The organism is Alphaproteobacteria bacterium (assembly GCA_018667735.1).
In the GTDB taxonomy this organism is placed as follows: domain Bacteria; phylum Pseudomonadota; class Alphaproteobacteria; order Rickettsiales; family JABIRX01; genus JABIRX01.
This window is the reverse complement of sequence record JABIRX010000021.1, coordinates 1-24931: the sequence shown is the minus strand read 5'-3', so window position 1 is coordinate 24931 and position 24931 is coordinate 1. Positions and strand designations below refer to the sequence as shown.

General features: G+C 31.7%; 30 protein-coding genes and 1 tRNA gene. 21 read left to right on the top strand and 10 right to left on the bottom strand.

What is annotated here, in order from left to right; all coding sequences use genetic code 11:
* Positions 1-8: 8 nt before the first annotated feature.
* The 14 genes from rpsN to HOH73_02340 all read left to right on the top strand — a co-directional run bounded on the left by rpsN (position 9) and on the right by HOH73_02340 (position 8114).
* Complete coding sequence (rpsN, locus tag HOH73_02405) at positions 9-314, top strand: 30S ribosomal protein S14 (GenBank protein MBT5827711.1); 306 nt, start codon at positions 9-11, stop codon at positions 312-314.
* Positions 315-319: 5 nt separating this feature from the next.
* Entirely contained in the window at positions 320-712 is a 393-nt protein-coding gene (rpsH, locus tag HOH73_02400; GenBank protein ID MBT5827710.1) for a 30S ribosomal protein S8, read from the top strand.
* Positions 713-721: 9 nt separating this feature from the next.
* Complete coding sequence (gene rplF / locus HOH73_02395; protein ID MBT5827709.1) at positions 722-1252, top strand: 50S ribosomal protein L6; 531 nt, start codon at positions 722-724, stop codon at positions 1250-1252.
* Positions 1253-1261: 9 nt separating this feature from the next.
* Positions 1262-1600, top strand: a complete 339-nt coding sequence (locus tag HOH73_02390; GenBank protein ID MBT5827708.1) for a 50S ribosomal protein L18 — start codon at positions 1262-1264, stop codon at positions 1598-1600.
* A gap of 13 nt (positions 1601-1613) precedes the next feature.
* Entirely contained in the window at positions 1614-2162 is a 549-nt protein-coding gene (rpsE, locus tag HOH73_02385) for a 30S ribosomal protein S5 (GenBank protein ID MBT5827707.1), read from the top strand.
* An 11-nt stretch (positions 2163-2173) separates the two neighbouring features.
* Complete coding sequence (gene rpmD, locus HOH73_02380; protein MBT5827706.1) at positions 2174-2356, top strand: 50S ribosomal protein L30; 183 nt, start codon at positions 2174-2176, stop codon at positions 2354-2356.
* A gap of 11 nt (positions 2357-2367) precedes the next feature.
* Positions 2368-2826, top strand: coding sequence for a 50S ribosomal protein L15 (locus HOH73_02375; GenBank protein ID MBT5827705.1), 459 nt, complete (start codon positions 2368-2370; stop codon positions 2824-2826).
* A gap of 6 nt (positions 2827-2832) precedes the next feature.
* Positions 2833-4155: a preprotein translocase subunit SecY gene (gene secY, locus HOH73_02370; GenBank protein MBT5827704.1), complete on the top strand. Its 1323-nt coding sequence runs from the start codon at positions 2833-2835 to the stop codon at positions 4153-4155.
* Positions 4155-4808, top strand: a complete 654-nt coding sequence (locus HOH73_02365) for a nucleoside monophosphate kinase (GenBank protein MBT5827703.1) — start codon at positions 4155-4157, stop codon at positions 4806-4808. The genes secY and HOH73_02365 overlap by 1 nt, the downstream gene beginning before the upstream one ends.
* 93 nt (positions 4809-4901) lie before the next feature.
* Positions 4902-5273 (top strand): 30S ribosomal protein S13, encoded by a 372-nt coding sequence (rpsM, locus tag HOH73_02360; protein MBT5827702.1) that lies wholly within the window; start codon positions 4902-4904, stop codon positions 5271-5273.
* A gap of 6 nt (positions 5274-5279) precedes the next feature.
* A complete protein-coding gene (rpsK, locus tag HOH73_02355) occupies positions 5280-5666 on the top strand; it encodes a 30S ribosomal protein S11 (GenBank protein ID MBT5827701.1) in 387 nt (128 codons plus the stop codon).
* 19 nt (positions 5667-5685) lie between these two features.
* Positions 5686-6702: a DNA-directed RNA polymerase subunit alpha gene (locus HOH73_02350; GenBank protein MBT5827700.1), complete on the top strand. Its 1017-nt coding sequence runs from the start codon at positions 5686-5688 to the stop codon at positions 6700-6702.
* 12 nt (positions 6703-6714) lie between these two features.
* On the top strand, positions 6715-7071 hold the full coding sequence (gene rplQ, locus HOH73_02345) for a 50S ribosomal protein L17 (GenBank protein MBT5827699.1): 357 nt from the start codon (positions 6715-6717) through the stop codon (positions 7069-7071).
* A gap of 26 nt (positions 7072-7097) precedes the next feature.
* Positions 7098-8114 (top strand): putative sulfate exporter family transporter, encoded by a 1017-nt coding sequence (locus tag HOH73_02340; GenBank protein ID MBT5827698.1) that lies wholly within the window; start codon positions 7098-7100, stop codon positions 8112-8114.
* 1149 nt (positions 8115-9263) lie between these two features.
* On the opposite strand, the gene HOH73_02335 is transcribed toward HOH73_02340, so the two are convergent.
* The 10 genes from HOH73_02335 to sppA all read right to left on the bottom strand — a co-directional run bounded on the left by HOH73_02335 (position 9264) and on the right by sppA (position 15570).
* Positions 9264-9440 (bottom strand): hypothetical protein, encoded by a 177-nt coding sequence (locus HOH73_02335; GenBank protein ID MBT5827697.1) that lies wholly within the window; start codon positions 9438-9440, stop codon positions 9264-9266.
* Positions 9441-9506: 66 nt separating this feature from the next.
* Entirely contained in the window at positions 9507-9719 is a 213-nt protein-coding gene (locus HOH73_02330; protein MBT5827696.1) for a hypothetical protein, read from the bottom strand.
* A 66-nt stretch (positions 9720-9785) separates the two neighbouring features.
* Entirely contained in the window at positions 9786-10337 is a 552-nt protein-coding gene (locus HOH73_02325; protein MBT5827695.1) for a gamma carbonic anhydrase family protein, read from the bottom strand.
* 6 nt (positions 10338-10343) lie between these two features.
* A complete protein-coding gene (locus tag HOH73_02320) occupies positions 10344-11363 on the bottom strand; it encodes an N-acetyl-gamma-glutamyl-phosphate reductase (GenBank protein MBT5827694.1) in 1020 nt (339 codons plus the stop codon).
* Entirely contained in the window at positions 11351-12034 is a 684-nt protein-coding gene (locus tag HOH73_02315; protein MBT5827693.1) for a hypothetical protein, read from the bottom strand. The genes HOH73_02320 and HOH73_02315 overlap by 13 nt, the downstream gene beginning before the upstream one ends.
* On the bottom strand, positions 12034-12597 hold the full coding sequence (gene efp / locus HOH73_02310; GenBank protein MBT5827692.1) for an elongation factor P: 564 nt from the start codon (positions 12595-12597) through the stop codon (positions 12034-12036). Before efp ends, HOH73_02315 begins: the two co-directional genes overlap by 1 nt.
* 95 nt (positions 12598-12692) lie before the next feature.
* Positions 12693-13160, bottom strand: coding sequence for a low molecular weight phosphotyrosine protein phosphatase (locus HOH73_02305; protein ID MBT5827691.1), 468 nt, complete (start codon positions 13158-13160; stop codon positions 12693-12695).
* Positions 13161-13169: 9 nt separating this feature from the next.
* Positions 13170-13796 carry a thiamine phosphate synthase gene (gene thiE, locus HOH73_02300; protein MBT5827690.1) on the bottom strand — a complete coding sequence of 209 codons (627 nt, stop codon included), beginning with the start codon at positions 13794-13796 and terminating at the stop codon, positions 13170-13172.
* Positions 13797-13798: 2 nt separating this feature from the next.
* Positions 13799-14728: a class I fructose-bisphosphate aldolase gene (locus HOH73_02295; protein ID MBT5827689.1), complete on the bottom strand. Its 930-nt coding sequence runs from the start codon at positions 14726-14728 to the stop codon at positions 13799-13801.
* Between the two features lie 26 nt (positions 14729-14754).
* Positions 14755-15570 carry a signal peptide peptidase SppA gene (gene sppA / locus HOH73_02290; GenBank protein MBT5827688.1) on the bottom strand — a complete coding sequence of 272 codons (816 nt, stop codon included), beginning with the start codon at positions 15568-15570 and terminating at the stop codon, positions 14755-14757.
* 173 nt (positions 15571-15743) lie between these two features.
* Between sppA and HOH73_02285 the strand changes: the two genes are divergently transcribed.
* From HOH73_02285 to HOH73_02255, 7 genes are all read left to right on the top strand, one after another.
* Entirely contained in the window at positions 15744-16598 is an 855-nt protein-coding gene (locus HOH73_02285) for a hypothetical protein (GenBank protein ID MBT5827687.1), read from the top strand.
* Between the two features lie 250 nt (positions 16599-16848).
* A tRNA-Leu gene (locus HOH73_02280) sits at positions 16849-16933 on the top strand.
* A 26-nt stretch (positions 16934-16959) separates the two neighbouring features.
* Entirely contained in the window at positions 16960-18288 is a 1329-nt protein-coding gene (locus tag HOH73_02275; GenBank protein MBT5827686.1) for a trigger factor, read from the top strand.
* A 64-nt stretch (positions 18289-18352) separates the two neighbouring features.
* Entirely contained in the window at positions 18353-18991 is a 639-nt protein-coding gene (gene clpP, locus HOH73_02270) for an ATP-dependent Clp endopeptidase proteolytic subunit ClpP (protein ID MBT5827685.1), read from the top strand.
* Positions 18992-19005: 14 nt separating this feature from the next.
* Complete coding sequence (gene clpX / locus HOH73_02265) at positions 19006-20319, top strand: ATP-dependent Clp protease ATP-binding subunit ClpX (protein ID MBT5827684.1); 1314 nt, start codon at positions 19006-19008, stop codon at positions 20317-20319.
* 5 nt (positions 20320-20324) lie between these two features.
* Positions 20325-22727: an endopeptidase La gene (gene lon, locus HOH73_02260; GenBank protein MBT5827683.1), complete on the top strand. Its 2403-nt coding sequence runs from the start codon at positions 20325-20327 to the stop codon at positions 22725-22727.
* Between the two features lie 1055 nt (positions 22728-23782).
* Positions 23783-24562 carry a prepilin-type N-terminal cleavage/methylation domain-containing protein gene (locus HOH73_02255; GenBank protein ID MBT5827682.1) on the top strand — a complete coding sequence of 260 codons (780 nt, stop codon included), beginning with the start codon at positions 23783-23785 and terminating at the stop codon, positions 24560-24562.
* Positions 24563-24931 lie beyond the last annotated feature (369 nt).

The window sequence follows — 24931 nt, the reverse complement described above, 5'->3', positions numbered from 1 at the left end:
AGGTAATTATGGCTAAAGTTAGTGCGGTAGCAAAAAATAATAGAAGAGAAAAATTAATAAAAAAATATGCAGAAAAAAGAGCTGAATTAAAAGCTGTTATTTCTGATAAAAAAAGTTCTGATCAGGATAAATTTGAAGCTCAGATAAAATTATCTAAGCTACCAAGGGATGGTTCTAAGATTAGGCACAGAAATAGGTGTAATGTAACAGGTAGGCCAAGAGGTTTTTATAGAGACTTTGGTATATCTAGAATAGCACTAAGACAATATGCAGGATGGGGTTCTATTCCTGGTTTAACTAAATCTAGCTGGTAAAAATTATGTTTGTAAATGATGTATTATCTGACATGATAGCAAGAATTAATAATGCACAGATGGCTTCTTTGGGAGTCGCTGAACTTATAAATTCAAAGTTATCTCAAAATGTCTTAACTATTTTAAAGGACGAGGGCTTTATTGAAGACTTTGCTGAAAATGAGGACGATAATAGAAAAGTTAACGTGATATTAAAGTATAATCTTGGTAAAGGAATAATTAGTAGTTTTGCGAGAGTGTCAAAACCTGGTAGAAGGGTTTACTCAAAGATAGCAGATTTGCCAAGATATTATAATGGTTTAGGGATAGCTATATTATCTACACCGAAAGGAGTAATACCAGACTACAAGGCTAGAGATCTAAATGTAGGTGGAGAAATTTTATGTGTAATATTTTAAGTATTTAATATGTCAAGAATTGGATCGCAGCCCATCATTATACCTGCCGGAGTAGAGGTGGAAATAAACAATAATTTTATTAGAATAAAGGGACCTAAGGGAGAACTAAAAAGATCATTTGATAATGATGTTAGTGTTAAAAAGCTAGATGGATCTATAATAGTAGATAAATCATCTGACACAAAAACATCAAAGCAAAAATGGGGTCTGTTTAGAAGCTTAATAAATAACATGGTATTAGGTGTAACTAAAGGATTTAGTAAAACCCTTAATATTGAAGGAGTAGGTTATAAAGCTGTATTGCAAAATAAGTTTTTAACACTAAGCTTGGGATATAGTCATGATATAAAGTTTGAAATACCAGACTCATTAGAAGTAAAGTGTCCTAAGCCGACAATTATAGAGTTAAGCTCATATGATAAAGAATCTTTGGGGCAGTCTGCTGCAATAATAAGATCTTTAAGACCACCAGAGCCCTACAAAGGTAAGGGTGTTAGATATTCTGATGAATATATTATTCGAAAAGAAGGAAAGAAATAAGGTATAAAAATGGTTAAATTAGCGGCTAAAAGAGCTCAAAGAGTAAGAAGAAAGTTAAGATTGTCAAAAGTTAGTCGTGTTAGACTTTCAGTATTTATTTCTAACGCAAATATACACGCGCAACTAATAGATGATCAGAGCTCAAAAACAATAGCTTCCTCGTCTACTAAATTGCTAAAATTAAAGTCTGCTAATATAGACTCTGCTACAAAAGTAGGTTCTGATATTGCTAACAAGGCAAAGGAGGCTAATATAAATACTATTGTATATGATAGAGGTGGCTATCTATACCATGGTAAAGTTAAAGCGTTAGCCGAAGCGGCACGTGAGAATGGATTAAAGTTTTAATATAGAGTTTTTTATGATAGACACTAATAATATAGAATTTATTGAAAAGTTAGTATGTGTAAACAGAGTTACTAAAGTCGTTAAAGGCGGAAGAAACTTTGGTTTTGCAGCTATGGTCATAGTTGGTGACAAGAAAGGATTGGTAGGTTTTGGTACCGGAAAAGCAAAAGAAGTTACTGAGGCCCGAAATAAAGCAACCAAAATGGCTAAAAAGAATTTGTCTAGAATCCCTCTTAGGGAAGGTAGAACTGTACATCATGATGCTGCTGGTAAATATGGAGCTGCTAAAGTAGTAATAAGAAACGCCCCTCCAGGTACTGGAATTATAGCAGGTGGAGCAATGAGAGCAGTTTTTGAAGCTGTAGGTATACATGATGTAGTTGCAAAGTCTCTTTCTACTTCTAACCCTTATAACTTGGTTAAAGCAACTTTTGACGCTTTACAAAAGATTGATTCTCCTAAAATGCTAGCTGCAAAAAGAGGAAAGAAAGTTAGTGAGATTATTAGTAAAAGAAAGTCACAAGCGCAAAAAGAGCAAAAATTAGAAGAAGTTGAACAGTAAATCATAGTAAAATGGCAAAAACATTTAAAGTTAAGTTAATAAAAAGTACAATTGGTCAAAACGAGAAGGTTAGAGCAACAGTAAGGGGCTTAGGCTTAAAAAAAATAAATTCAGTTAGGGAGCTTTTGGCTACTAAGGATAATCTTGGTATGGCTAATAAAATAGCTCATCTCGTAAAGATAATAGAAGAATAAAGGTTAATATAATGGCAAATTTATCAGTTATTTTGGAGGAAGTTAGTTCATTCAAAAAGAGAAAAAGAGTGGGTAGAGGAATAGCTTCTGGAACAGGTAAAACAGCAGGAAGAGGACATAAAGGGCAAAAGTCACGTTCTGGTGTTTCTATAAAAGGGTTCGAAGGTGGTCAAATGCCAATACACAGAAGGTTACCTAAAAGAGGTTTTAATAATATATTTGCTAGTAAGCCAGAAGTTATAAATATCTCCACGTTACAATTACTAATCGATTCTAAAAGATTGGATAGTAAAAAAGAGATAAATCTATCAGCATTAATTGAAGCTGGTTGTGTTAAATCTAACGTTAGTAGTATCAAATTACTTTCTAATGGTGAGATTAATTCAAAAATAATAGTTTCCTTCCCTTATATCTCTAAGGCCGCTAAAGATAAAATTACCAAAGCTGGAGGTGAAGTTAAGGAAGCGTAAATTATTATGAAGAACTCTAGGAATGAAGGAAAAATAGACAGGATAAAAGATCTTAAGAGTAGAATTTTTTTTACAATAGCTGTTCTTGTAATTTATAGGTTTGGAACATACTTACCACTTCCTGGTATAGACCCATTAGTATTTAAGCAAATAAGTAGTCAGAACCAATCTGGTATATTGGGTATGCTTAATATGTTTTCAGGTGGAGCTTTAGGTAGGATGACTATATTTTCACTTAACGTCATGCCTTATATAACCGCTTCTATTATAATGCAGTTGATGACTACAACTACGCCATCCCTTAGTGAGCTAAAAAAGTCAGGTGAAGAGGGTAGAAAAAAAATATCCCAATATACTAGATATTTTACAATATTTTTAGCATTATTTCAAAGCTATGGTATAGCTGTTGGCCTTGAAAATCTTTCTGCACAAGCTGGAGCAGCTGTATTGTATGAAGGTAGTTTCTTTCGCTTAACCACCGTTGTAAGTTTAGTTGGATCAACCATGTTTTTACTATGGTTGGGTGATCAAATAACCGCAAGAGGTATAGGTAATGGTATTTCCTTGATTATATTTGCTGGTATTGTTGCCGAACTTCCATCGGCTTTGATTAGTACTATTGAGCTTGGTAAAACTGGTATCTATTCTACCTTCTTTATATTATTTATAATAATTCTTATTATAGGTTTAATTTCCGTTATAGTATTTTTTGAGCGCTCTTTTAGGAATATAAGAGTTCAATATCCAAAAAGAAATATGGGAAATAGAATGTCTAATTCAGAAGGTAGTCATTTACCACTAAAGTTAAATACGTCAGGTGTTATACCACCAATTTTTGCAAGTTCTCTGTTGTTATTCCCAATTACTATTATTTCCTTTGGTAATACAACTAATCCTTCATCTATTTCTTCCTTTGTCACAGCAAATTTAGCACATGGTAAACCATTATTTATTATTATTTATTCCTTATTAATTGCATTTTTTTGTTTTTTCTATACTGCAATAGTGTTTAATGCAAAGGAAACAGCTGATCAGCTGAAAAAGGCAGGTGGTTTTGTTGCGGGTATAAGGCCTGGAGAGCAGACCGCTAATTATTTAGATGATGTTTTGAGTAAAATCACTGTGATAGGAGCAGCCTACTTGGTAGTTATCTGTATAATTCCTGAATTAGTTATAGCAAAATACTCTTTGCCTTTTTACCTAGGTGGCACTAGTTTACTGATAGTTGTAAACGTTGCGATGGATAGTTTGACACAGGTGCAATCACATTTGCTAAGTAGTAAATATGATTCTGTAATAAAAAAGAATAGAATTAAAATTAGAGCGTAATGAAAGTATTAATTTTATTAGGGCCTCCTGGTTGTGGTAAAGGTACGCAAGCTGAAATGCTTGAAAAAGAACTAGATTACGTGAAGTTATCTACAGGAGATATGCTAAGAGATATGGCTATGGGTGATTCTGATCAGGCTAAGGAGCTTAAGGATATCATGTTAAGTGGTAATTTAGTGCCAGACTCTTTGATAATTAAATCTCTTGAAAATAAATTATCTGGCATTGATTGCGATAAAGGTATAATTCTGGATGGTTTTCCAAGGACAATTAATCAAGCAGAGCATCTCAGCTTGCTACTAGAGAGTAATAAAAGTTTTAAGGATACAGAAGTAAGAGCAATATCAATAACTAGTAGCGAAGAGGAGGTTCTTAAAAGAATAACCGGTAGATTTGCGTGTAGTAATTGTAAGGCAGGCTATCATGATATATTTAAGCCAACTAAAATTTCTGGTAAGTGTGATCATTGTTCAGGTACTAAGTTTCTAAGGAGAAAGGATGATAATGCCAAAACTGTAAAGATAAGATTAAACTCATATAAGCAGGACACGTTTCCTATTTTATCATATTATAAGGAAAGAAATCTTTTAAGTAGCATAGACGGAGAGAAAGAAATGATGATAGTATATGATGAAATAAAGAAGTTGATTTAATATTTACAAAAAAGCAAAAAAAGTTTGACATAACAGCTAAAATGATGATAATCGAAATTCTTCTAAATTTAATAACAGATAAAAGGTAATAAATTGGCTAGAATAGCAGGAGTTAACATACCTACACAAAAAAGAGTGCATATTGCACTTACCTATATATATGGAATTGGTAATACTACAGCATTGAAATTATGCTCTGATTTAAAGATACCTTTAGAAAGAAGAGTGAAAGATCTAACAGAAGACGAAATAATTAAGATTAGAGAGACAATAGACGCTAATCATCAAGTTGAAGGTGTTTTGAGATCTTTAGTTGCAACTAATATTAAGACTCTTATGGACCTTGCATGCTACAGAGGCTTAAGGCATAGATCTAAATTACCTGTAAGAGGTCAAAATACGCATAATAATGCTCGCACTAGAAGGGGTAAATCATCTCCAATTGCTAATAAGAAGAAAATATAGTTAATTATGGCTACGCAAAAGAAAATAAAGAAAAAAGAAAAAAAGAATATATCAGTTGGAATAGTTCATATATTCGCCTCCTTTAATAACACAATTATCACATTTGCTGATTTGCAAGGTAATACATTATCTTGGGCATCAGCCGGTAAGTGTGGCTTTAAGGGTGCTAGGAAGTCAACTCCTTTTGCAGCGCAAGTAGCAGCTGAAACAGCTGGTAAGGAAGCGTCAGATTTTGGACTAAAAACTATCGGAGTGGAAGTAAAAGGTCCAGGCGCTGGTAGAGAATCTGCTTTAAGAGCATTGCAATCATTAGGTTATGTAGTTACTTACATAAAAGATGTAACTCCAGTTCCACATAATGGCTGTCGTCCTCCTAAGAAAAGAAGAGTATAATAAATTAATTGGTAAAAAAATGTTAGCAGAAAATTGGAAAGACTTTCTTAAGCCTTCAAAAATTAGCTATGATGCAAAATCAGATAATAAATCTGCAAAAATAATAGTTGAACCTTTGGAAAGGGGGTTTGGCACAACAATAGGAAACTCATTAAGAAGAATATTGTTGTCATCAATTTTTGGTACAGCTTTTACTGGTGTTAAAATAGAAGGTGTTATTCACGAGCAAGACAGCGTAGAAGGTTTAACAGAGGATATTATAGATGTTATTTTAAATCTAAAGAAAGTTACACTTCTAAGTGAAACAGCTACAAAAAAGAAAGCTGTAATAGAAGTTCAAGGGCCATGTCAAGTGACAGCAGCTGATTTAATATTGCCAGAAGGCGTCTCTGTCGTTAATGCAGATCAAGTGATCTGTCACATAGATGACAAGGCAAAGTTTAAAGCCGAGCTTGTAATAGAATCTGGAAAAGGCTATAGAGATTCTTCAAAAGAAGCTAATGATAATAAAGAAATTGGGTTGATCAATATAGACACTGTTTTTTCACCTATAAAAACCGTAACTTTTGCTGTTAGTAGCAGTAGAGTAGGACAAGTAATTGATTATGATAAGTTAATACTTGATATCGAAACCAATGGAGCTATAGAACCTGACTTGGCAGTAGGTATAGCTGCAAAGATCATGAAAGAGCAAATGAATTTATTTATCAACTTCGACGATAATATAGTACTTGCTGAAGAAACTGTAGAAGAGGAGAAGTTTAGCTTTGATCCAGTGTTGCTTAAAAAAGTTGAAGAACTTGAGTTATCTGTTAGATCTCAAAATTGTCTTAAAAATGAGAATATTAATCATTTAGGTGACTTAGTTAAAAGGTCAGAAAATGATATGCTTAAGACTCCAAATTTCGGTAGGAAGTCATTAAATGAGATTAGAGCTATATTGCAAAGCTTAAATTTAAATTTTGGTATGGATATTGAAGAATGGCCACCAGAGAACTTGGGAGACATAAATAAAAAAACTGATGATAATAGTTAATTTGGTATAGTAATGAAGCATCTAGCAAAATCAAACAAAAAGTTAAACAGAACTCCGAGCCACAGAAAAGCTTTATTAGCTAATTTAGCTAGTGCTTTATTCGAGCATGGTAGAATTCAGACAACTTTAGTTAAAGCCAAGACTTTAAGACCTTATGCTGAAAAGTTAATTACGATAGCAAAAAAAAGTAATCTGAGTTCTAGAAGGTCTCTTATTTCTAAGACTAGAAATGAAGTTATTTCCAAAAAACTTTGTGAAGAAATAGGCCCTAAATTTTCTAAAAGAAACGGTGGTTATACTAGGATTCTGAAAACAGGTTTTAGGCACGGTGATGCCGCTCCAACAGCAATCATTGAGCTAGTAGATTAAGTTTACATACAGTGTATAGACTATTTTTGTCTAAATCAAAAAATAATATAATAGCAATTTTATTTATATCCTTTTTTGTTTACTTATCCTTCGAGCTTTCATTCTTAGTTTCAGGTCTCATAAATATCTCTAATAGTTCACTTATTATTAGCCCAGTTTTGCTGGTTATAGTAATGGGCTTTCTTTCAGGGAATTTTATAAAATATGAACTTAACTCTAAAATAACAAATTGTTGTGAAAAACATATCCTTCAGTTTGCCATTGTTTTGTTAGGTGCTAAGCTTAATTTTTCTTTCTTTTCAGAAATTACCTTTTTTGAGTTTATAATAGTTTTATCCGCAGTTTTATTTGCTTTATTTATAACTGTAAAAATTGCTAAATATTTCAAACTGAAGAATAAAGAATTGGTAATTTTAATTGCTTTTGGTAATGCAATATGTGGTTCTAGCGCTATTATTATTTTAGCTAAATTAATAAAAGCTAAAAAACATAATATTTCTCTAGCAATTGCTGCTATTACTATATGTGGTACTATTGCCATGTTTTTTTATCCTGTTCTAGGAAAGGTTCTATTATTGTCAGATAATCAATTTGCAATAGTTGCAGGAAGTACGGTTCAGTCTGTTCCTCAATCTATAGCTACAGGAATGATTTTTTCTAATGAATCAGGTGATAGAGCTACAATTATAAAATTAATTAGGGTGCTATTACTCTCTCCAATATTAGTCGTATTTTTATTTTATAATAATAAGCAAAAATTTGGAAATAATAAAATCATAAATATTATTACTTCCATACCTACTTTTATATTATTTTTTTTATGCATGAGCTTACTATCAACTTTAGATATTTTCAGTGATAATGTTATAAATACTATTAGTGATTTATCTAGAATATTGATAGTTTTTGCCATGTTTGCTGTAGGTTATAATACGAAGTTTAAGGATTTGTGTGTGTCTAGTAAAGAGGCAATATTACTATCTATTTCTTCATCTGTAACTTTGGTGACATTTATTTTATTATTAGTTTTCTTTATCTTATAACATAAGCCATAAGTTTTGAAATAATAATCAATAGTGACTAAATTGGGAGACTCTTTTGTTTTTTGCTGAAAATTATTGTGTGTTATGTAATTTTTAACATTTGGGTAAATTTAGTTTTACATTTAAAAATGAAAATTTTACATAATAAGTATTTTGCTTATATTAGATTTTTAATTTAAGTTATAAGCAATTTGCAACAATTAACATTTAAATATAATACTTTAAGATGTATAGAAGTTGCATAAAGCTAGCATATTAGATTTAATATTTGAAGAAATCTTTACTTATTTAGTGCATAAGTTGGATAAGGATATTTAGGAAAAAATATTGTTAAGGTGAGATATTTATTTGTGCTTAATGCTTAACGATAATGAATTATTTTTAATTAAATCTTTGTCTTATATCTTAAAGTTATCAAATTATACGCTCATAAATAAAGCAACTAATCGAGTATTTTATCTCTAGAAAATGCTTGATTTATATAGTATTACATAAATATGATATTTTCTAGTAGCACTAGATGAAGCATCAGCTACCAAAGTTAGCAAATAGATTACTATGAAGATTATTTCTGGTTAGAGAATACAATAAAATAGCTTAAATTTAAGTAAAAATTCTCAATTAGGACAAAGTTTGGAGTCTCGATATATTTGTCTCATTTATCATAAGTATAAATATAAATTTCTAAAAAATTACTATTACTTTTAATAAATTTATATAATAAGGATTATGTATGATCTGATGAAGCAAGTATAATAAGTGCGGTCTATTATTATTTTTTTGCTTAAATCTCTGGATATATTTAAAAAAGGGCCAGTAGCAAAAACTTTAAATAAAATATAGGAGCAATAAGAGTTAGCTTCTGATATTGGTGTTTAGTTGAAAACCAATGACAGATAGATACCTTATAACTAAATATACTATGTTTTTTTAAGTTATGAATCTAATGTTAGTTGATAAGATTAATAAGCTAAAGCAAGGTGATATTCTATCTTTTACAACTATATATGTTTAGTTTGTAAAACTTATTTTAGCATATCATATTATAAGTAAACTTACTTTGTTTAATGCTGTAGTAAAGTCATATTTATTTCTAGCTTATAGTAAAAACTCTTATAACTATATTTACCATAGAGCGTAAATTGTTAATTATTTTCTTATGTAAGTAAAGTTTATTTCAGACTCTGTCATCTTTCGCATAAATCTATACAAATTACCAGACGATATCTCACCTCTTTTAACAATCTTACCCGGCGTAATTACTGTTCCTGCTGCTAACATGGCTTCTGTTTCTATATGGGCTAAATCCATTATTAAAGAGCTCATACCAATAAAAGCACTATCTTCTATAGATAAGCATATAGCATTGATAAATGTGTAAAGCAGCTTGTTTTAATTAAAGTACTCCTGTGCTAAAAGAATATAGTTTTCTGCAGATTTTGCGATAAAGCTTATTTCAGACTCACTCATTTTACGCATAAATCTTCCTGGATTACCAGACCATATCTCACCCCTTTTAACAATCTTACCCGGTGTAATAACTGTGCCTGCCACAACCATAGCTTCTGTTTCTATATGGGTTAAATCCATTATTAAAGAGCTCATACAAATAAAAGCACTATCTTCTATAGATAAGCATATAGCATTGATAAATGTGTAAAGCAGCTTGTTTTAATTAAAGTACTCCTGTGCTAATAGAATATAGTTTTCTGCAGATTTTGCGATAAAGCTTATTTCAGACTCACTCATTTTACGCATAAATCTTCCTGGATTACCAGACCATATCTCACCTCTTTTAACAATCTTACCCGGTGTAATAACTGTTCCTGCTGCAACCATAGCTTCTGTTTCTATATGGGCTAAATCCATTATTAAAGAGCTCATACCAATAAAAGCATTATCCTCTATAGTACAAGCATGAAGCATTGATAAATGTCCAACCGTAACATTGTTACCTATAATAGTTGGGGCTTTCTCATTTTTAGTTTTATTTTGCACGTGATTAGCTCTCGACACATGAATGATAGAGCCATCTTGAATATTTGTGGCTTTACCAATTTTAATTGGTGCAACATCACCTCTAATAACAACATTATACCAAATATTACTTAATTCTCCTATGGTGGTATCACCAGTTATTGTTGCATTAGGTGCGATATATGCATTTTTAGCAATATTAGGCAAAATATTCTTATAGGGAGTTGGAATAAATTTTGTGTTCATGACTAATTAAGGGTAAATTGCTAAATTATCTAAGCCCAAATTTTCAGGAAAGTTATAAATAAGATTAAAATTTTGTATTGCTTGACCTGAAGAACCTTTTGTTAAATTATCTAAAGTGGAAATAACTAATTTTTTATGCTTAATATTAGTGTCAAAAACAGATATCTCACAAAAATTAGTTGTTGTGACATTTCTTAATTTTGGTATTTCGCCATCAGTACAAATAATAAAAGGAGAATTTTTATAAAACTCTTTAAGAAACATATTTAATTCCTTAGCACTAAAAGATGACTCTACATATATATTAGAAATAATGCCGCGTGATGCTGGTATAATCTGAGGAGTGAATTGAACATCATTAATACCTATACTTAACTGCTCAATTAACTCAGCTAAATGTCGATGTTTAGTAAGATTGTAAGAGAATGAGTTTTCATTAATTTCACAAAATAAATTATTCTCTACTAACTTACGACCTGCACCACTAATGCCTGTTTTGCTATCAATAATAATTTGCTCCTTTTTTATTTTATTATTCTTAATTAAAGGTAATAGAGGTAATAAAATAGAAGTGGGATAGCAGCCAGGACAAGCTATAATTCTTTTTTTTATTATATCATTAAAATATATCTCACTTAAACCATATGCTGTTTCTTCATTGTATTTACAGTTCTTTTTACTATCGTAAAATTCTTCATAAAGACTGTTATTCTTAATACGAAAATCAGAAGATAAATCTATTATTTTTATGTCTTTTGGTATCTGATCAATTATTTTTGCTGATTCACCATGAGGTAAACATAAGAATATTAATTTTACTGCAGTAAAATCTACTTGGTTTAGCTTTATTATTTTTGGTAAGTTAGAAAATTTTAAATGTGAATATATTTTAGAAATCTCCTGTCCAGCTTTGCTGTTTCCAACTAGGAACTTTATGTTAATCTCAGGATGATTATGGGCTATGCGAATTAACTCACTCGCTGTATAGCCAGAAGCTCCTATAATTCCAATATTTATTTCAGACATGAAAATAATTCTTGATTAGCTGCTAATTTAATAGTTTTGTTGTTTTTATCAATTAAACTTATGGCACCAGCTTTTCTGGCAATAAGTTCAGCTGCTGCAATATCAAGAAAATTATTATAGCTAATTTCTAGACAGTCTATTTTACCGCTAGCAAGCCAGCATAATTCTATATTTGCTGAATTAAGCTCCAAACTACTAGCTTGGTTTATTTCTACTACTTTACTGGTAGAAATTTTTCTAAAATTTTCTCTTGCTTGATTATCAGTGTCGGTCCAATAAAATTGGTTGGTTAAAGGATTTAATATAGCGGCAGCAGAAATAGTTTGAGGAGTTAAGTCTTCATCTAGCTTGGCACTCATAATACTACAGCTTATAAAAGGTAAAGCTCTAAGTAAGTTTTGCTCTTCTGGTAAAATAGATATTACTATATAATCATGTTCCCTTGACTCTTTTATAATATTATTATTTAGGATTAATCCTTGTCTAGTGGCAATTTTTTCTGCTTTAGCAAGTATTTTACCTGAAGCAATTTCAATTAATTTGCTGGAAAATCTTAAAGGTAGGTTTTTATTAGATTGAGAATAACCCAGCTCTAGAAAATCCCTAGCAATCTGATCACGACCCTCAAAAATAATTTGCTCTAATAAATAAATAAGTCTTGGATATCCCACTATTTTACTCTTTCTAAATAAGTTTGGTCTGAAACGCGAATAACAATTTTATTTCCTTCATTAATAAATGGAGGAACCATTATTTTAATGCCATTGTTAAGGATGGCGGGTTTATTTGATGAGGCTGCAGTTTGACCTTTTACAGTTGATTCTGTAGAGCTAATCTCAAATTCTAGAGTTTCAGGTAAAGCTATGGAAATAATATTTTCTTCGTAACTTTGTCCTTTCACAGTTAGTCCTTCAGTTAAAAATGGCTGTTGGTTTTCAGCTATAATATCTTTTGTAAGCTCGATTTGTTCATATGATTTATTATCCATGAAATAATATTTTTCGCCATCTGCATATAAAAACTGTAATTCTACCTCATCTAAAAACGCTTTATCTATTTTATCTTCAGATCTAAAACGTTCGTTATATTTTGTGCCAGTTAGGATATCTTTTAACTCCATCTGCACAAAAGCGCCTCCTTTGCCTGGTTGAGTGTGAGCGGTTTTAGTTACGACACAAAGCTTTTTAGCAAAGTTGATGATGTTCCCAACGCGGATAGAATTAGCATTTATCATAAGGTGATTTTTAGGTTAAAATTATTTTATTCTAATTAATTATCAAAAGCTATAAAAATATATAATTAAGTTGGGTGATAGGGGGCAAAACTATGTTAATTTTTAGTAATTTTTAAGATGAATTTTTCACCTATTTCCTCAAGATGGTCATACATTTTAGAAAAATCTTCCCTACTACCATAATAAGGATCGGTAATATCTTGCATATGGTTATTATCAACAAAATTAGATAGCAACTTAATAGACACAATGGAATCAGGAGGCTGGTGGGATTTTAAATATTCAAGGTGATGGTTAGTCATAGCTAAGATTATGTCAAAATAATAAAAATCGTCTAAAATTAGTTGCCTTGAGTGAATTTGAGACAAATCATAGCCTCTTTTTTCTCCCTCTATAAATACTCTACAATCAGGCGATTCTCCTATATGGTGCCCTTGAATACCAGCTGAGTCTAGTTCATAATTGCTTAATATACCTAGTTTATCTAGCTTATTTCTGCAGATGGCTTCTGCTGCTGGTGATCTGCAAATATTACCAGTACATATAAATAAAATTTTTTGCATAGTTTCACCTTACAAATTTCTAATTAAAATATCATCAAGTTGTTTTGCAGCTATAATAGGATCATTCTGCGCCCATATAGCAGAAATTAGACAAATATACTCAGGTTTAAATGAAATTATTTTCTCAATATTATTTAGATTTATACCTCCTATAGCAGAGCATGGTGTATCATTATTTAACGCTCGCCATGATTGCAAAATATCCAAAGTGGCATGTTTGGTATTTTCTTTTGTTTTGGTAGGGAAAAAGGCACCAAATGAAACATAATTAGCACCAGAATTTTTTGCATCTATAGCAAGACCCAAAGAATTCATGCAGCTAACGCCAATTTTAAAATGATTCTTGTAATGCTTGATTATACTTGCAATATCTCCATCATTTTGACCAATGTGAATCCCGTCTATTGCTAAATCATCAGCTAGGTTGTAATGGTCATTTATGTAAAAAGGAACATTATAATCAGAGCAAACTTTCAGCAAAACCTTACTTATACTTAATATGTCCTGATAGGATTGATCCTTTAGTCGAAGCTGAAAGGCTCCAATATTTGTTGAAGCCTTGAATATTTTCTCTAATAAGAAAGGGAATGACTTTACATTGATATTTGTTGGGGAAATCAAATATAATGAGGTCATTGCTAGATTTTGCCCAAATATATATCTGTTATATTTTTTAGCATATTTAAAGCATCCTCCCTTTTTCTTTGAAAAGTGTTTCTGCCTATGATTGAACCATTAGAACCTCCATCTCTTAATTGTCTAATTTCATCATAAACGGAATCTAAACCCTTGCTTGCTCCACCTGAAAAGATTACAATTCTTTTGCCGTTAAAGGTAGTTTGCATAACATGAGCAATTCTATCTTTTAGAGTTTCTATATTTATGTTTTGCTCTAAATATACTTTTTTAGCCTCAGCAAGTCCAAGATGTTCTGTAGGTGGTTTTACTTTTATTATGTGAGCACCTGCAAGGGCTGCGATGTGAGCAGCGTAAGAACAAATATCAACAGCCGTTTCAGCTTCTTTGGTAAGGTCGCCACCTCTAGGGTATGACCAAACTACAACTGCTAAACCATAAGATTTAGCTTCTTCTGTAAGCTCTTTAATTTCTTCCATCATTTCAAACTGAGCATCTGAGCCAGGATATATTGTGAAACCTATAGCAGAGCAACCAAGTCTTACTGCGTCCCTTACTGATGAAGTTAAGGCTTGATGTGGCGCGTCTTTATCTCTTGCAAGTGAGTTTGAACTATTAACTTTTAAAATTAGAGGGATGCTTCCTGCATATTTATCTGCAGCAAATTCTAACATTCCAAGTGGTGCAGCATATGCATTTAAACCTGCATCTATTGCTAGTTTAAAGTGATACTCAGGATCATATGCTTCAGGATTTGGGGCAAAACTTCTAGCTGGACCATGTTCAAAGCCTTGATCTACAGGCAGAATTACCATCTTTCCTGTACCTGCTAATTTACCAGTCATCATAATTTGAGCTAGGTTTTTTTTAGTACCCGGATTGTCACTATCATACCAACTTAAAATTTGTCTTACTTTTTTTGTTACTTTCATTTTGCGTGTTTTAAAAATTTTTTGAACTATATCTTATATTTTTCTTCATGCAATATTTCTCTTAAATTGCCACTTATGTTACTAACTATGCTACCAATGCAGGTTGAAAGTTTTCTTTGCAAAAAGCTTTGTTTTGCTTCAATTATTTTGTAATTTATTTTGCCTGAAAATTTTTCTTTCATTACATCTTCATAAATACCTATTTTATCAATTAGACCCAGTTGGGCAGCTTGTTTACCAGACCAAAACTTACCAGAAAAAAGATTTTCCGCAGAATTTAATTTAGTTCCTCTTGCTTTTTTTACATGCGCAATAAACTGTTCATGTATATCTTTTTGAATGTTTTTTATTAATTCTATATCCTCTTTTTTCTCCTTACTAAATGGGTCAAGTACAGACTTGTTATCTCCTTGGGTATGCACTCTTCTTTCGATGCCTAGCTTTTTTATAGCATTAGTAAAACCAAATCCTTGTGATATTACCCCAATACTACCAACGATGGAAGAGGCTGAAGCGTATATTTCTTCACCAGTACAAGCTAGCCAATAGCCACCACTTGCCGCAACATCTTCACAAAAGCTGTAAATAGGAACATTCTTATCTTTTGCTATTTTCTTGATTTTATTGGAAATTAACTCCGATTGCACGGGTGAGCCTCCTGGTGAATTAATTAATAAAATTATAGCATTTAATTTTTTAATCTTTTGAATTTGCTCAACATGCTTGATTGAGTCAATAGTAAGGCCTTGATTATAACCTACTTTACCTATGACCCCTTTTAATTTTATCACCGCAATATTAGTTTTTTTAGTACAAATTTTTCTTTTTAACTTTTTTATCATTATTAATTTATTGCTTTACTGTAAAATATTTTTTTTACTCAATAAGTAAATGATTAATTTTTTGCTTAATAGCTCTCCTTTTATTATAATATATTATTGCATTATTATAACAACAAAGCTTGTTATTATAGTAAGATAATGTTATAATAATTCTAACTTAATTAGAGAGAGATATGAGTAGAGATCAAAGTTATGAAGATATAGTGTCTAGACAGGCTACAATAAGGGCAAGTCAAAATAGTCAAGTTGTGGAGGCTAAAGCAAATACAACATTGCAGTCCATGTTGCGTGATTTTAGTAAAAGTAAAGCCAAAAGAGCCTTTGAAGAGCTGGATGATCGTATGTGTGGTTCTGCTAAAACAGGCCTGGGCTTTGCGAAGCGAGGTTTAGGTGGAAGTCATTCTGAGCAGCGTGTTGGGAGCGATTCAGCTACTTACAGTAAAAAGGAGGCTGAAGATGCTTTTAATGCTTTAGATAAAGCTATGCATAAGCGAGCTAAAAGAATATCAAATGAGCACGCGGGAATAATACAAAGTAAACTGCGCGAATATGATGATAGGTTAGGTAGTGCAGCTGCAGTAACAAAGCTAACTGCTAGTGAAGTTGTGGAGGGTAAAGCAAATACCACATTTAAGTCTGTTTTTCATAATTTAAGTAAAAGCAAAGCCGAAAGAGCCTTTAAGGAGCTGGATGATCGTATGTATGGTTCTGCTGAAACAGGTCGTGGCTTTACAAAGCGAGGTTTAGTTGGAAGTCATTCTGAGCAGCGTGTTGGGAGCGATTCAGCTACTTACAGTAAAAAGGAGGCTGAAGATGCTTTTAATGCTTTAGATAAAGCTATGCACAAGCGAGCTAAAAGAATAGCAAATAAGCACGTGGAAATAATGCAAAGTAAACTGCGCGAATATGATGATAGGTTAGGTGGTGCAGCTGAAGTCACAAAGTTGCCTGCTAAGCAAGCTTGGAGAAAAAAAGTGTGTAAGCATGATGATGGATTAGATGGTGCGGGTTTGAGTGGAAGGTTTTAGCAAATGACCAAGTGTCTGTTTAAGAAATATTAAGTTTTTAATTATATTATGATGAATACTGAAGTTAAGTCTGTTTTGCCATACACATATTTGGTAGAGTTTGGGTGGTAGGGATATAACAAAATTAAAAAAAGAGTAGTTTGTTTGTTGGTTTTTTTTAAGGTTTTTCTTTATTTGAAGTATTTACTTGTAAATCACAGTAAAATAACTTGCTATTTTGTGTGATAAGGGCTAAATAAAATTCACCTAAGCGGATGTGGCGGAATTGGTAGACGCGCTAGATTTAGGATCTAGTGCCGCAAGGCGTGGGGGTTCAAGTCCCTTCATCCGCACCAATTATATAATAAATTTGAATAGAAAAATGCAAGTTAGTGAGAACAAAGTAGAAGGTTTAAAAAGGTCATATACAATTAAGATACCAGCAAGCGATATTATAGAGCAAAATAAACAAAAAATAGCTGAAATCAAAAAGCACGCCAACCTACCAGGTTTTAGGCCGGGAAAAATCCCTGAAAGTTATATAGCAAAAAGATTTGCCGGCGCAATTTCAGGTGAAATCATTGAAGACACAGTGAAAAAAAATTCAGAAGAGTTGGTAAATAGTAACAACTTAAAGCTTGCTGCTCAACCTAAGATAGACATTAAAAAATATAATGAAGGTGAAGATCTAGAATATAGCTTTGAGTGTGAAGTTTTGCCTGAGGTTGAACCATTAGAATATGATAAAATAAAAATTAATGGTTATGAAATAATCATACCTGAGTCAGAGCTTGAAAAGCAAATTGAGCTTAGAGCAAAAAACCAAAAAACCTTTGTAAAGATTGAAGATCAAAAAGCGAAAGCAAAAAAAGGACAAGCAGTAAAAATTGATTATAAAGGTTTTATTGATGGTGAGCAATTTGAAGGTGGTACAGCAAGTGATCATCAGTTGGAGCTAGGGTCCAAAAGTTTTATAGATAATTTTGAAGACCAGTTAGTTGGTTTGAAAGTTGATGATGAAAAAAAAGTTAAGGTTAAATTTCCAGATGAGTATCATTCTGAGCAATTTAAAGGAAAAAAAGCTGAGTTTGAAGTTAAAGTAAAAGAGATTTTGGAGGTTTCTACCCCCAAGATAGATGATGATTTTGCTAAGACTCAAGGTGCAGAGAATTTGAAAGCTCTAAAAGAGGATCTGAAGAAATCATTGTCAGATGCTTTAAATAAGCAGGCTAAAGAGCAAAGCAAAAAGGAATTATTTGATTACATAGAAGATAAGATCACTTTGGACCTTCCAGAATCTATGGTTAACGACGAATACGATGCTTTAATCAAGCAATATTTATCAGAAAGTAAGTTAAAAGATGAGAAAGAAGCTGAGGAAAAGGATGCAAAGGCATTTAAGAAAGTTAAGATAGACTATCTAAAAATAGCAAAAAGAAGAGTTAAGATTGGTCTTATATTATCTGATTTAGGTCAAGTGGAAAAGATCAATGTTACAGATAACGAAGCTTTAGAATCCATGAAGCAACAATTTGCCTCATATCCTGGTAATCCAGATGATTTGTTGGGTTATTATAAGTCTAATCCTCAGGCGTTAGATTATTTGAAAGGACCTATTTTAGAGAATAAAGTGGTTGATCTTATTATCTCTAAATTAGCTCTAAAAAACAAAGAAGTTACGATGGAGCAATTTAAGAAAATTTATAAATAATAAAAAAAATCCTTTTAAATAACTTTAGTAGCTGTAACTTTAACACACATTAAAATTTATATATATGGATATTTTAGAACAGTTTTCAAGCACATTAGTACCTATGGTAGTTGAACAAACTGCTAGAGGTGAAAGATCTTTTGATATCTATTCAAGATTGTTAAAAGAGCGTATCATATTTGTCACAGGACAGGTGGAAGACCACATGGCCACTTTAATAGTAGCGCAATTATTATTTTTAGAGTCTGAAGATCCTAATAAGCCAATTTATATGTATATAAACTCCCCTGGTGGAGTAGTTACAGCTGGCTTGTCAATATATGACACTATGCAATATATTAACTCCGAAGTTTCAACTATGTGCATAGGTCAAGCCGCCTCAATGGGTTCTTTATTGCTAACTGCTGGTCAGAAAGGTTGTAGGTACAGTCTACCAAACTCAAGAATAATGATACACCAACCATCCGGTGGTTTTTCTGGTCAAGCGACAGATATTGAAATACATGCTAAAGAAATTTTAAGCTTAAAGAAAAGGTTAAACAACATGTATGTAAAACATACTGGTAAAGCTATATCTGTAATACAAAAATCAATGGAAAGAGATAATTTTATGTCTGCTAGTGAGGCTAAATCTTTTGGCTTAGTGGATAAAATCATTGAAACAAGAAGTGAGATAGCAGATATCAAAAAAACAAAAAAATAATCTAAGAGAATTTTATGTCTGAAGAAACAAAAGATACTTTATTATGCTCATTCTGTGGTAAAAGCCAGTATGAAGTAAAAAAATTAATAGCTGGACCAGCAGTTTTTATCTGTAATGAGTGTGTAGAATTATGCATTGATGTGATAAAAGAAGAGAAAAGTAACTCTATTGTAGATCACGAAAAAGGTGAGATTTCTTCTCCAGAAGAAATTTGTAAAATATTAAATGATTATGTAGTTGGGCAAAGTTTTGCTAAAAAAGTGCTATCTGTTGCTGTATATAATCATTATAAAAGATTACAAAACACAGGCATAGATAATAAGGCAGGTGAAGTTGAAATTACTAAATCTAATGTATTGTTAATAGGGCCAACAGGATGTGGTAAAACATTATTAGCTCAAACTTTAGCAAGGATTTTAGATGTTCCATTTGCTATGGCAGATGCGACTAGTTTGACAGAAGCTGGTTATGTGGGAGAAGATGTTGAAAACATTATTTTACGCTTGCTACAATCAGCAGATTATAATGTAGAGAGAGCGCAAAGAGGGATAGTATATATTGATGAAATAGATAAAATATCAAGAAAAGCTGATAACCCATCTATTACTAGAGACGTATCTGGTGAGGGTGTGCAGCAAGCTTTGCTTAAGATAATTGAGGGAACAGTTGCATCAGTTCCGCCACAAGGTGGAAGAAAGCACCCACAACAAGAATATCTTCAAGTAGATACAAGTAACATTTTATTTATTTGTGCGGGTGCATTTGATGGCTTGGAAAAAATAGTTTCTAGCAAAGGGAAGGGAGCTTCAATAGGATTCTCTGCTGATGTAAGAGATGTAAAAAATGTTAAAATGAGTGATATTATCACTAGTATTGAGCCTAATGATTTGGTGCAATATGGACTTATTCCCGAATTTATTGGCAGATTGCCAATCATAGCACCTCTTGCGGATTTGAGTGAAAGTGACTTAATTAAAATTCTAACAGAGCCAAAAAACGCCTTAGTAAAACAGTATCAAAAATTATTTAAAATGGAAAATACTGATTTAGTCTTGACTAAAAAAGCGCTTATAGCTTTTGCCCAAAAGGCAATAAAAAGAGGAACTGGTGCTAGAGGTTTACGCGCTATTATGGAATCTATTTTACTCGATACTATGTATGAGTTACCAAGTATTAAAGGTACAAAAAAAGTTACGGTTGACGAAGTTCATTTTACCGAAGGTAAGCAGCCTGAAATAGTTAAAGTTGCATCCAAAGCTAGCAAAGCTAAGGAAAGCAAAACCGAAAAAGACAATAGTGATAAGGTTAAGAAAAAAAAAGTTAGCTAAATATGATTAATCAAAATATTAAGTTGGTATCTTCTACTGCAGCGCCTACATTGCCATTAAGAGATGTAGTAGTTTTCCCTGATATGATTTTTCCGTTATTTGTAGGACGAGAAAAATCTCTTAAATCTCTTAATATTGCCATGAAGGGTAATAAAAAGATCTTTCTGGTTTCTCAGAAATCTCCAGACATTGATAGTGTTAAGAAAGAAGACTTGTATAATGTAGGGGTTTTGGGCGATGTTATACAAATGATAAAATTGCCAGATGGAACCATTAAATTGTTGGTAGAGACTAAATCTAGAGCAAAGTTAGTAAATTTTTATGACAAAAATGGTTGTTTTACAGCAGACATAGATTTTTTAGAAGACATCACTAACAACAAAACAGAGATCGAAGGTGCTAGTAGAGCTCTAAAAGAAAAATTTAGAGATTACATAGCTTATGAGGATCGCATACCAGCAGACTTGGTGGCAGCTATTTTGGAATTGGATAATCCTTCTAAGTTAGCAGATCATATTGCTTCAAGCTTACCAGTCAAAATAGAAAAAAAGCAAGAATCTCTGGCCGAACTGGATGTTGAGTTAAGACTAAGAAATGTACTCTCAACTATTAAAGGTGAGCTACAGATTATTGAAACAGAAAATAAATTAAAAACTAGAATCAAGACACAATTAGAGAGTTCACAAAAAGAATATTACTTAAATGAACAGCTTAAGGCAATTAAGAAAGAGTTAGGTGAGGCCACCGAGGAGGCGGAGGATGACCTTGAAGTGTTTGCTAAATTAATTAAAGAGAAAAAGTTATCTAAGGAAGCAAATGCTAAAGCTAAATCAGAGCTTAAGAAGCTAAAAGCAATGAATCCTTTATCATCTGAGGCAGGTATAGTTAGAGGCTATCTAGAATGGCTTTTAAATATTCCATGGAAAGATTCAACAAAATTAAAAATAGATATAGCAAAATCTGAGCAGGTTTTGGATGAAGAGCATTACGGTTTAGAGAAAGTAAAAGAAAGAATCTTAGAATTTATAGCTGTAAATAAAAGAGTTAAGCTATTAAAGGGGCCTATATTATGCTTAGTTGGTCCACCAGGTGTTGGTAAAACATCTTTAGCAAGATCAATAGCTCGCAGTATGGGCAGAGAGTTTGCTAAAGTGTCGCTAGGTGGGGTTAGGGATGAAGCTGAAATTAGAGGTCATAGAAGAACTTATATTGGCGCTATGCCAGGAAAAATAATACAACAGCTTAAAAAGTCAGGCTCATCCAACCCATTATTTTTATTAGATGAGATAGATAAAATGGGCCAAGATTTTAGAGGAGACCCTGCATCTGCTTTATTAGAAGTGTTAGACCCTGAGCAAAATAGTAATTTTAGTGATCATTACTTAGAAATAGATTATGATTTATCCGAAATAATGTTTGTAACTACAGCTAACTCACTTGATTTGCCCCATGCCCTTAGGGATAGAATGGAAATTATTAATTTATCTGGTTACATCGAAAATGATAAATTAGAAATTGCTAAAAGGCATTTATTGCCAAAACAGATATCTTTACATGGTTTAGCAGAAAATGAGATTAAAATTTCTGATAGTGCTATTATAAGCTTGGTTAGAAGATATACTTACGAAGCAGGTGTGAGAAATTTAGAGCGAGAATTAGCTAATTTAGCTAGAAAAGTAACAAAGAAAATTGACGCTAGTAGTAAAATTAACTCTGTTGCTATTACGGCAAAGAACCTAGAGAAATATGCAGGTGTACCAAAGTTTGACTTTGGTAAAGTGGAAGATATTGATTTAATAGGTGTTACTACGGGTCTTGCATATACTGAATTTGGCGGGGATATTTTAGCTTTGGAGGCAGTAAAAATACCTGGGGATGGTAAAATCATTTGCACGGGTAAGTTGGGAGATGTTATGAAGGAGTCTATCCAAGCAGCGTTCAGCTATTTTAAATCTAGAGCGCATGAATTTGGTATTAGCGAAGAAGAATACAAAAAATACGATATTCATATACATGTGCCAGAAGGCGCAACACCGAAAGATGGGCCATCTGCCGGTGTTGGCATTTATACATCTATAGTTTCAATTTTAACTTCTATAGCTGTAGATAGGTTGGTTGCGATGACAGGCGAAATTACATTAAGAGGTAGAGTTCTTCCGATTGGTGGCTTAAAAGAAAAGTTATTAGCAGCACTTAGGTCTGGAATTAAGAAAGTTATTATTCCTGAGAAAAATAAAAAAGATTTAACAGAAATTTCCAAAGATATAAAAAGTGGTTTAGAAATATATTTTGCTTCTAACTTAGATGATGTAATCAAAATTGCTTTAGTAAAATGGCCAAAGCCTGATAGAGGAGTTAATATAAGTAAAGAAGATGGGTCTAGCTCTGTAAATGCCTCTACACATTAGAATTTTTTTCTAACAAAATCATATTGTAAATATGACTTTTGATTTAGTAGTTCTAGTTTTTTTAGTATTATATATTTAGCTTAAGCTAGAATATTATTTTAAATTATTTCTTTTAATAGTTAAGCATATAAGCCTTGCTAGAGTTTGTTATATAACGGTAATTTCTTGGCATAGATTGATTTAGTTTTACTGATCAAAATATTATTACAAAAATAGAATTTTAATTAAAATTTGAATATATAATGAACAGTACCATAAAATATTTAACTTATTTTAAGAATAGTATAATTGCTCCTCATGATTTACTAGTGGCTAACTAGTCAATCTGCCTAAATATTAGGAGAATTTACTCTTTATTTTGTAATAACTTAAATTTTACGCAAAAAATACTACTTAAAAATATGTGATAAACACCATATGCAGATTGATTAATGCTGCAGCGCTATCTGTTATTTATCATTTAATTTAATGGTAGCATTATAAGATGTTAAAGGTTTTAATATTGCATAATTAATACTCCTACATTTGAAAAATAATCTGAACTTATTTTACATATACTATATTAATTAAACACTAAGTGTTACATGTTAGAAGGACATATCTCCTTCTAAATTAATAAATATACTACAATAATTAATTACTGCGTATAACATAGCTAAACCTATTAATTAGTCACCCAAAGACACTTCTGTTATTAAAAATCTATAATTAATAATGCTATTTAACACTAAGTGCTAATGGGAAACTTTTTTAAATATTGTTATTTATATAAAACGGAAATAAGCACAAATTAAAAACCTAGGCATAACATAATGTGATATAGTAAATAATCTTTTGTACTATAATTGCGTATATCACACTCAAACTGTAGCGAGATGCGTAACTACTTTAGCTAGTTAATTTCCTATTTTTTGTAAGCATCTAAATCGCCACTTTATAACAGAGCTTTAAATTAGAAGTAAGATAAAAAGACAAATTTAATAAAAAGAAAATGTTTTATATAGAAAAATAGAAATAATAAGTTATTTTACATTGAAATTTAATTTGCTTATACCGTGAAAAAAGGATTTTCTTTAGTTGAGTTATCAATAGTTTTAATAATTATAGCTTTGTTAGTAACTGGTGTTTCATCAGGCGGTAAGTTGATTAATCAGGCTAAATTAAAATCTATATCGAATGATTATAATTCATATAAGACGGCATATAATACATTTTATTTAACATATGATGTATTGCCAGGTGATATGAGTGAAGCTAACACACTAGCTTTTTTTGGTGAGGTGCATAGTACGGATACATGCAAATCAGATACATATTATGCAGAAGATGGTGTAATATTAGGTCGTACAGATGGTATTATGGCTTTTTGGCACATGAAATTAGCTGGATTGATTAGTGGTTCATATGATGGTGCATTTACTAAGTCAGAAGAAATAGGAGTAACAGTAGGTCAATCATCTTATAATGATAATGCGGGGTTCAATTTTTTTACCTTAGGTCGTAGTTGTAATATGTGGGGTTATAGTTCTGGTCTTATTTATGCTAAAGCCAATAAAATAGTTTTATCCTTTGGAGCGGCAGAAACGGCATCTAAGGCAACAATTCCAAATTCTATTTTGAAGCCACAAGATGCGCATAGGTTGGATAATAAGCTAGATGATGGAATACCAAATAGTGGAAAAATAATGGCAGATCATGGTTATGAAATAGGGAGTTCTCAGCATTGTACGAGTTTAAGTGGTTATGCAAACTCATATAGTGTAAGTGATGGCATTTTAAGCTACATGCTAACAAATGATTATGTTGCATGTAGAGTTATGTTTGAAATGTTATAGTTGAAATAATAATAAGTTATCTTATATAAATATTTTCTTTAACATGCAGTAATTAACTTATAAGCAAAGCTAAGTTTACTGAAGATATATTTGCAATTATAGTTTTCGCACCTTTTTTCTTTTTTATTGCCTTCTAGAATAAGAATATTTTTAGAAGTTATTTTGATTGATAAAAATGGATCTTTATATTAACTAAGATTTTGAACTAATTTATCTTAGCTGTAACTATGATTATTATCTAAGAGTTTAGCAAATTGTCTTTCATTATATTATCGCGTAACTTTGTTATAATTAATTGATATATACATATATAATTTATTCATTGATGTTACTTAGCTTGATTTTATCATGCTATAATATTTTATTTAT

Bases quoted from the DNA above. Each gene is read 5' to 3' on its own strand.
- clpP (MBT5827685.1), top strand. From the start codon at position 18,353: ATGGATATTTTAGAACAGTTTTCAAGCACATTAGTACCTATGGTAGTT.
- HOH73_02275 (MBT5827686.1), top strand. From the start codon at position 16,960: ATGCAAGTTAGTGAGAACAAAGTAGAAGGTTTAAAAAGGTCATATACA.
- rpsK (MBT5827701.1), top strand. From the start codon at position 5,280: ATGGCTACGCAAAAGAAAATAAAGAAAAAAGAAAAAAAGAATATATCA.
- rpsE (MBT5827707.1), top strand. From the start codon at position 1,614: ATGATAGACACTAATAATATAGAATTTATTGAAAAGTTAGTATGTGTA.
- HOH73_02365 (MBT5827703.1), top strand. From the start codon at position 4,155: ATGAAAGTATTAATTTTATTAGGGCCTCCTGGTTGTGGTAAAGGTACG.
- HOH73_02295 (MBT5827689.1), bottom strand. From the start codon at position 14,728: ATGAAAGTAACAAAAAAAGTAAGACAAATTTTAAGTTGGTATGATAGT.
- secY (MBT5827704.1), top strand. From the start codon at position 2,833: ATGAAGAACTCTAGGAATGAAGGAAAAATAGACAGGATAAAAGATCTT.
- rpmD (MBT5827706.1), top strand. From the start codon at position 2,174: ATGGCAAAAACATTTAAAGTTAAGTTAATAAAAAGTACAATTGGTCAA.
- HOH73_02325 (MBT5827695.1), bottom strand. From the start codon at position 10,337: ATGAACACAAAATTTATTCCAACTCCCTATAAGAATATTTTGCCTAAT.
- HOH73_02330 (MBT5827696.1), bottom strand. From the start codon at position 9,719: ATGAGCTCTTTAATAATGGATTTAACCCATATAGAAACAGAAGCTATG.
- HOH73_02350 (MBT5827700.1), top strand. From the start codon at position 5,686: ATGTTAGCAGAAAATTGGAAAGACTTTCTTAAGCCTTCAAAAATTAGC.
- HOH73_02305 (MBT5827691.1), bottom strand. From the start codon at position 13,160: ATGCAAAAAATTTTATTTATATGTACTGGTAATATTTGCAGATCACCA.
- HOH73_02335 (MBT5827697.1), bottom strand. From the start codon at position 9,440: ATGAGCTCTTTAATAATGGATTTAGCCCATATAGAAACAGAAGCCATG.
- thiE (MBT5827690.1), bottom strand. From the start codon at position 13,796: ATGACCTCATTATATTTGATTTCCCCAACAAATATCAATGTAAAGTCA.
- sppA (MBT5827688.1), bottom strand. From the start codon at position 15,570: ATGATAAAAAAGTTAAAAAGAAAAATTTGTACTAAAAAAACTAATATT.
- HOH73_02375 (MBT5827705.1), top strand. From the start codon at position 2,368: ATGGCAAATTTATCAGTTATTTTGGAGGAAGTTAGTTCATTCAAAAAG.
- HOH73_02285 (MBT5827687.1), top strand. From the start codon at position 15,744: ATGAGTAGAGATCAAAGTTATGAAGATATAGTGTCTAGACAGGCTACA.
- clpX (MBT5827684.1), top strand. From the start codon at position 19,006: ATGTCTGAAGAAACAAAAGATACTTTATTATGCTCATTCTGTGGTAAA.
- efp (MBT5827692.1), bottom strand. From the start codon at position 12,597: ATGATAAATGCTAATTCTATCCGCGTTGGGAACATCATCAACTTTGCT.
- rpsN (MBT5827711.1), top strand. From the start codon at position 9: ATGGCTAAAGTTAGTGCGGTAGCAAAAAATAATAGAAGAGAAAAATTA.
- rplQ (MBT5827699.1), top strand. From the start codon at position 6,715: ATGAAGCATCTAGCAAAATCAAACAAAAAGTTAAACAGAACTCCGAGC.
- HOH73_02320 (MBT5827694.1), bottom strand. From the start codon at position 11,363: ATGTCTGAAATAAATATTGGAATTATAGGAGCTTCTGGCTATACAGCG.
- rpsH (MBT5827710.1), top strand. From the start codon at position 320: ATGTTTGTAAATGATGTATTATCTGACATGATAGCAAGAATTAATAAT.
- HOH73_02390 (MBT5827708.1), top strand. From the start codon at position 1,262: ATGGTTAAATTAGCGGCTAAAAGAGCTCAAAGAGTAAGAAGAAAGTTA.
- rplF (MBT5827709.1), top strand. From the start codon at position 722: ATGTCAAGAATTGGATCGCAGCCCATCATTATACCTGCCGGAGTAGAG.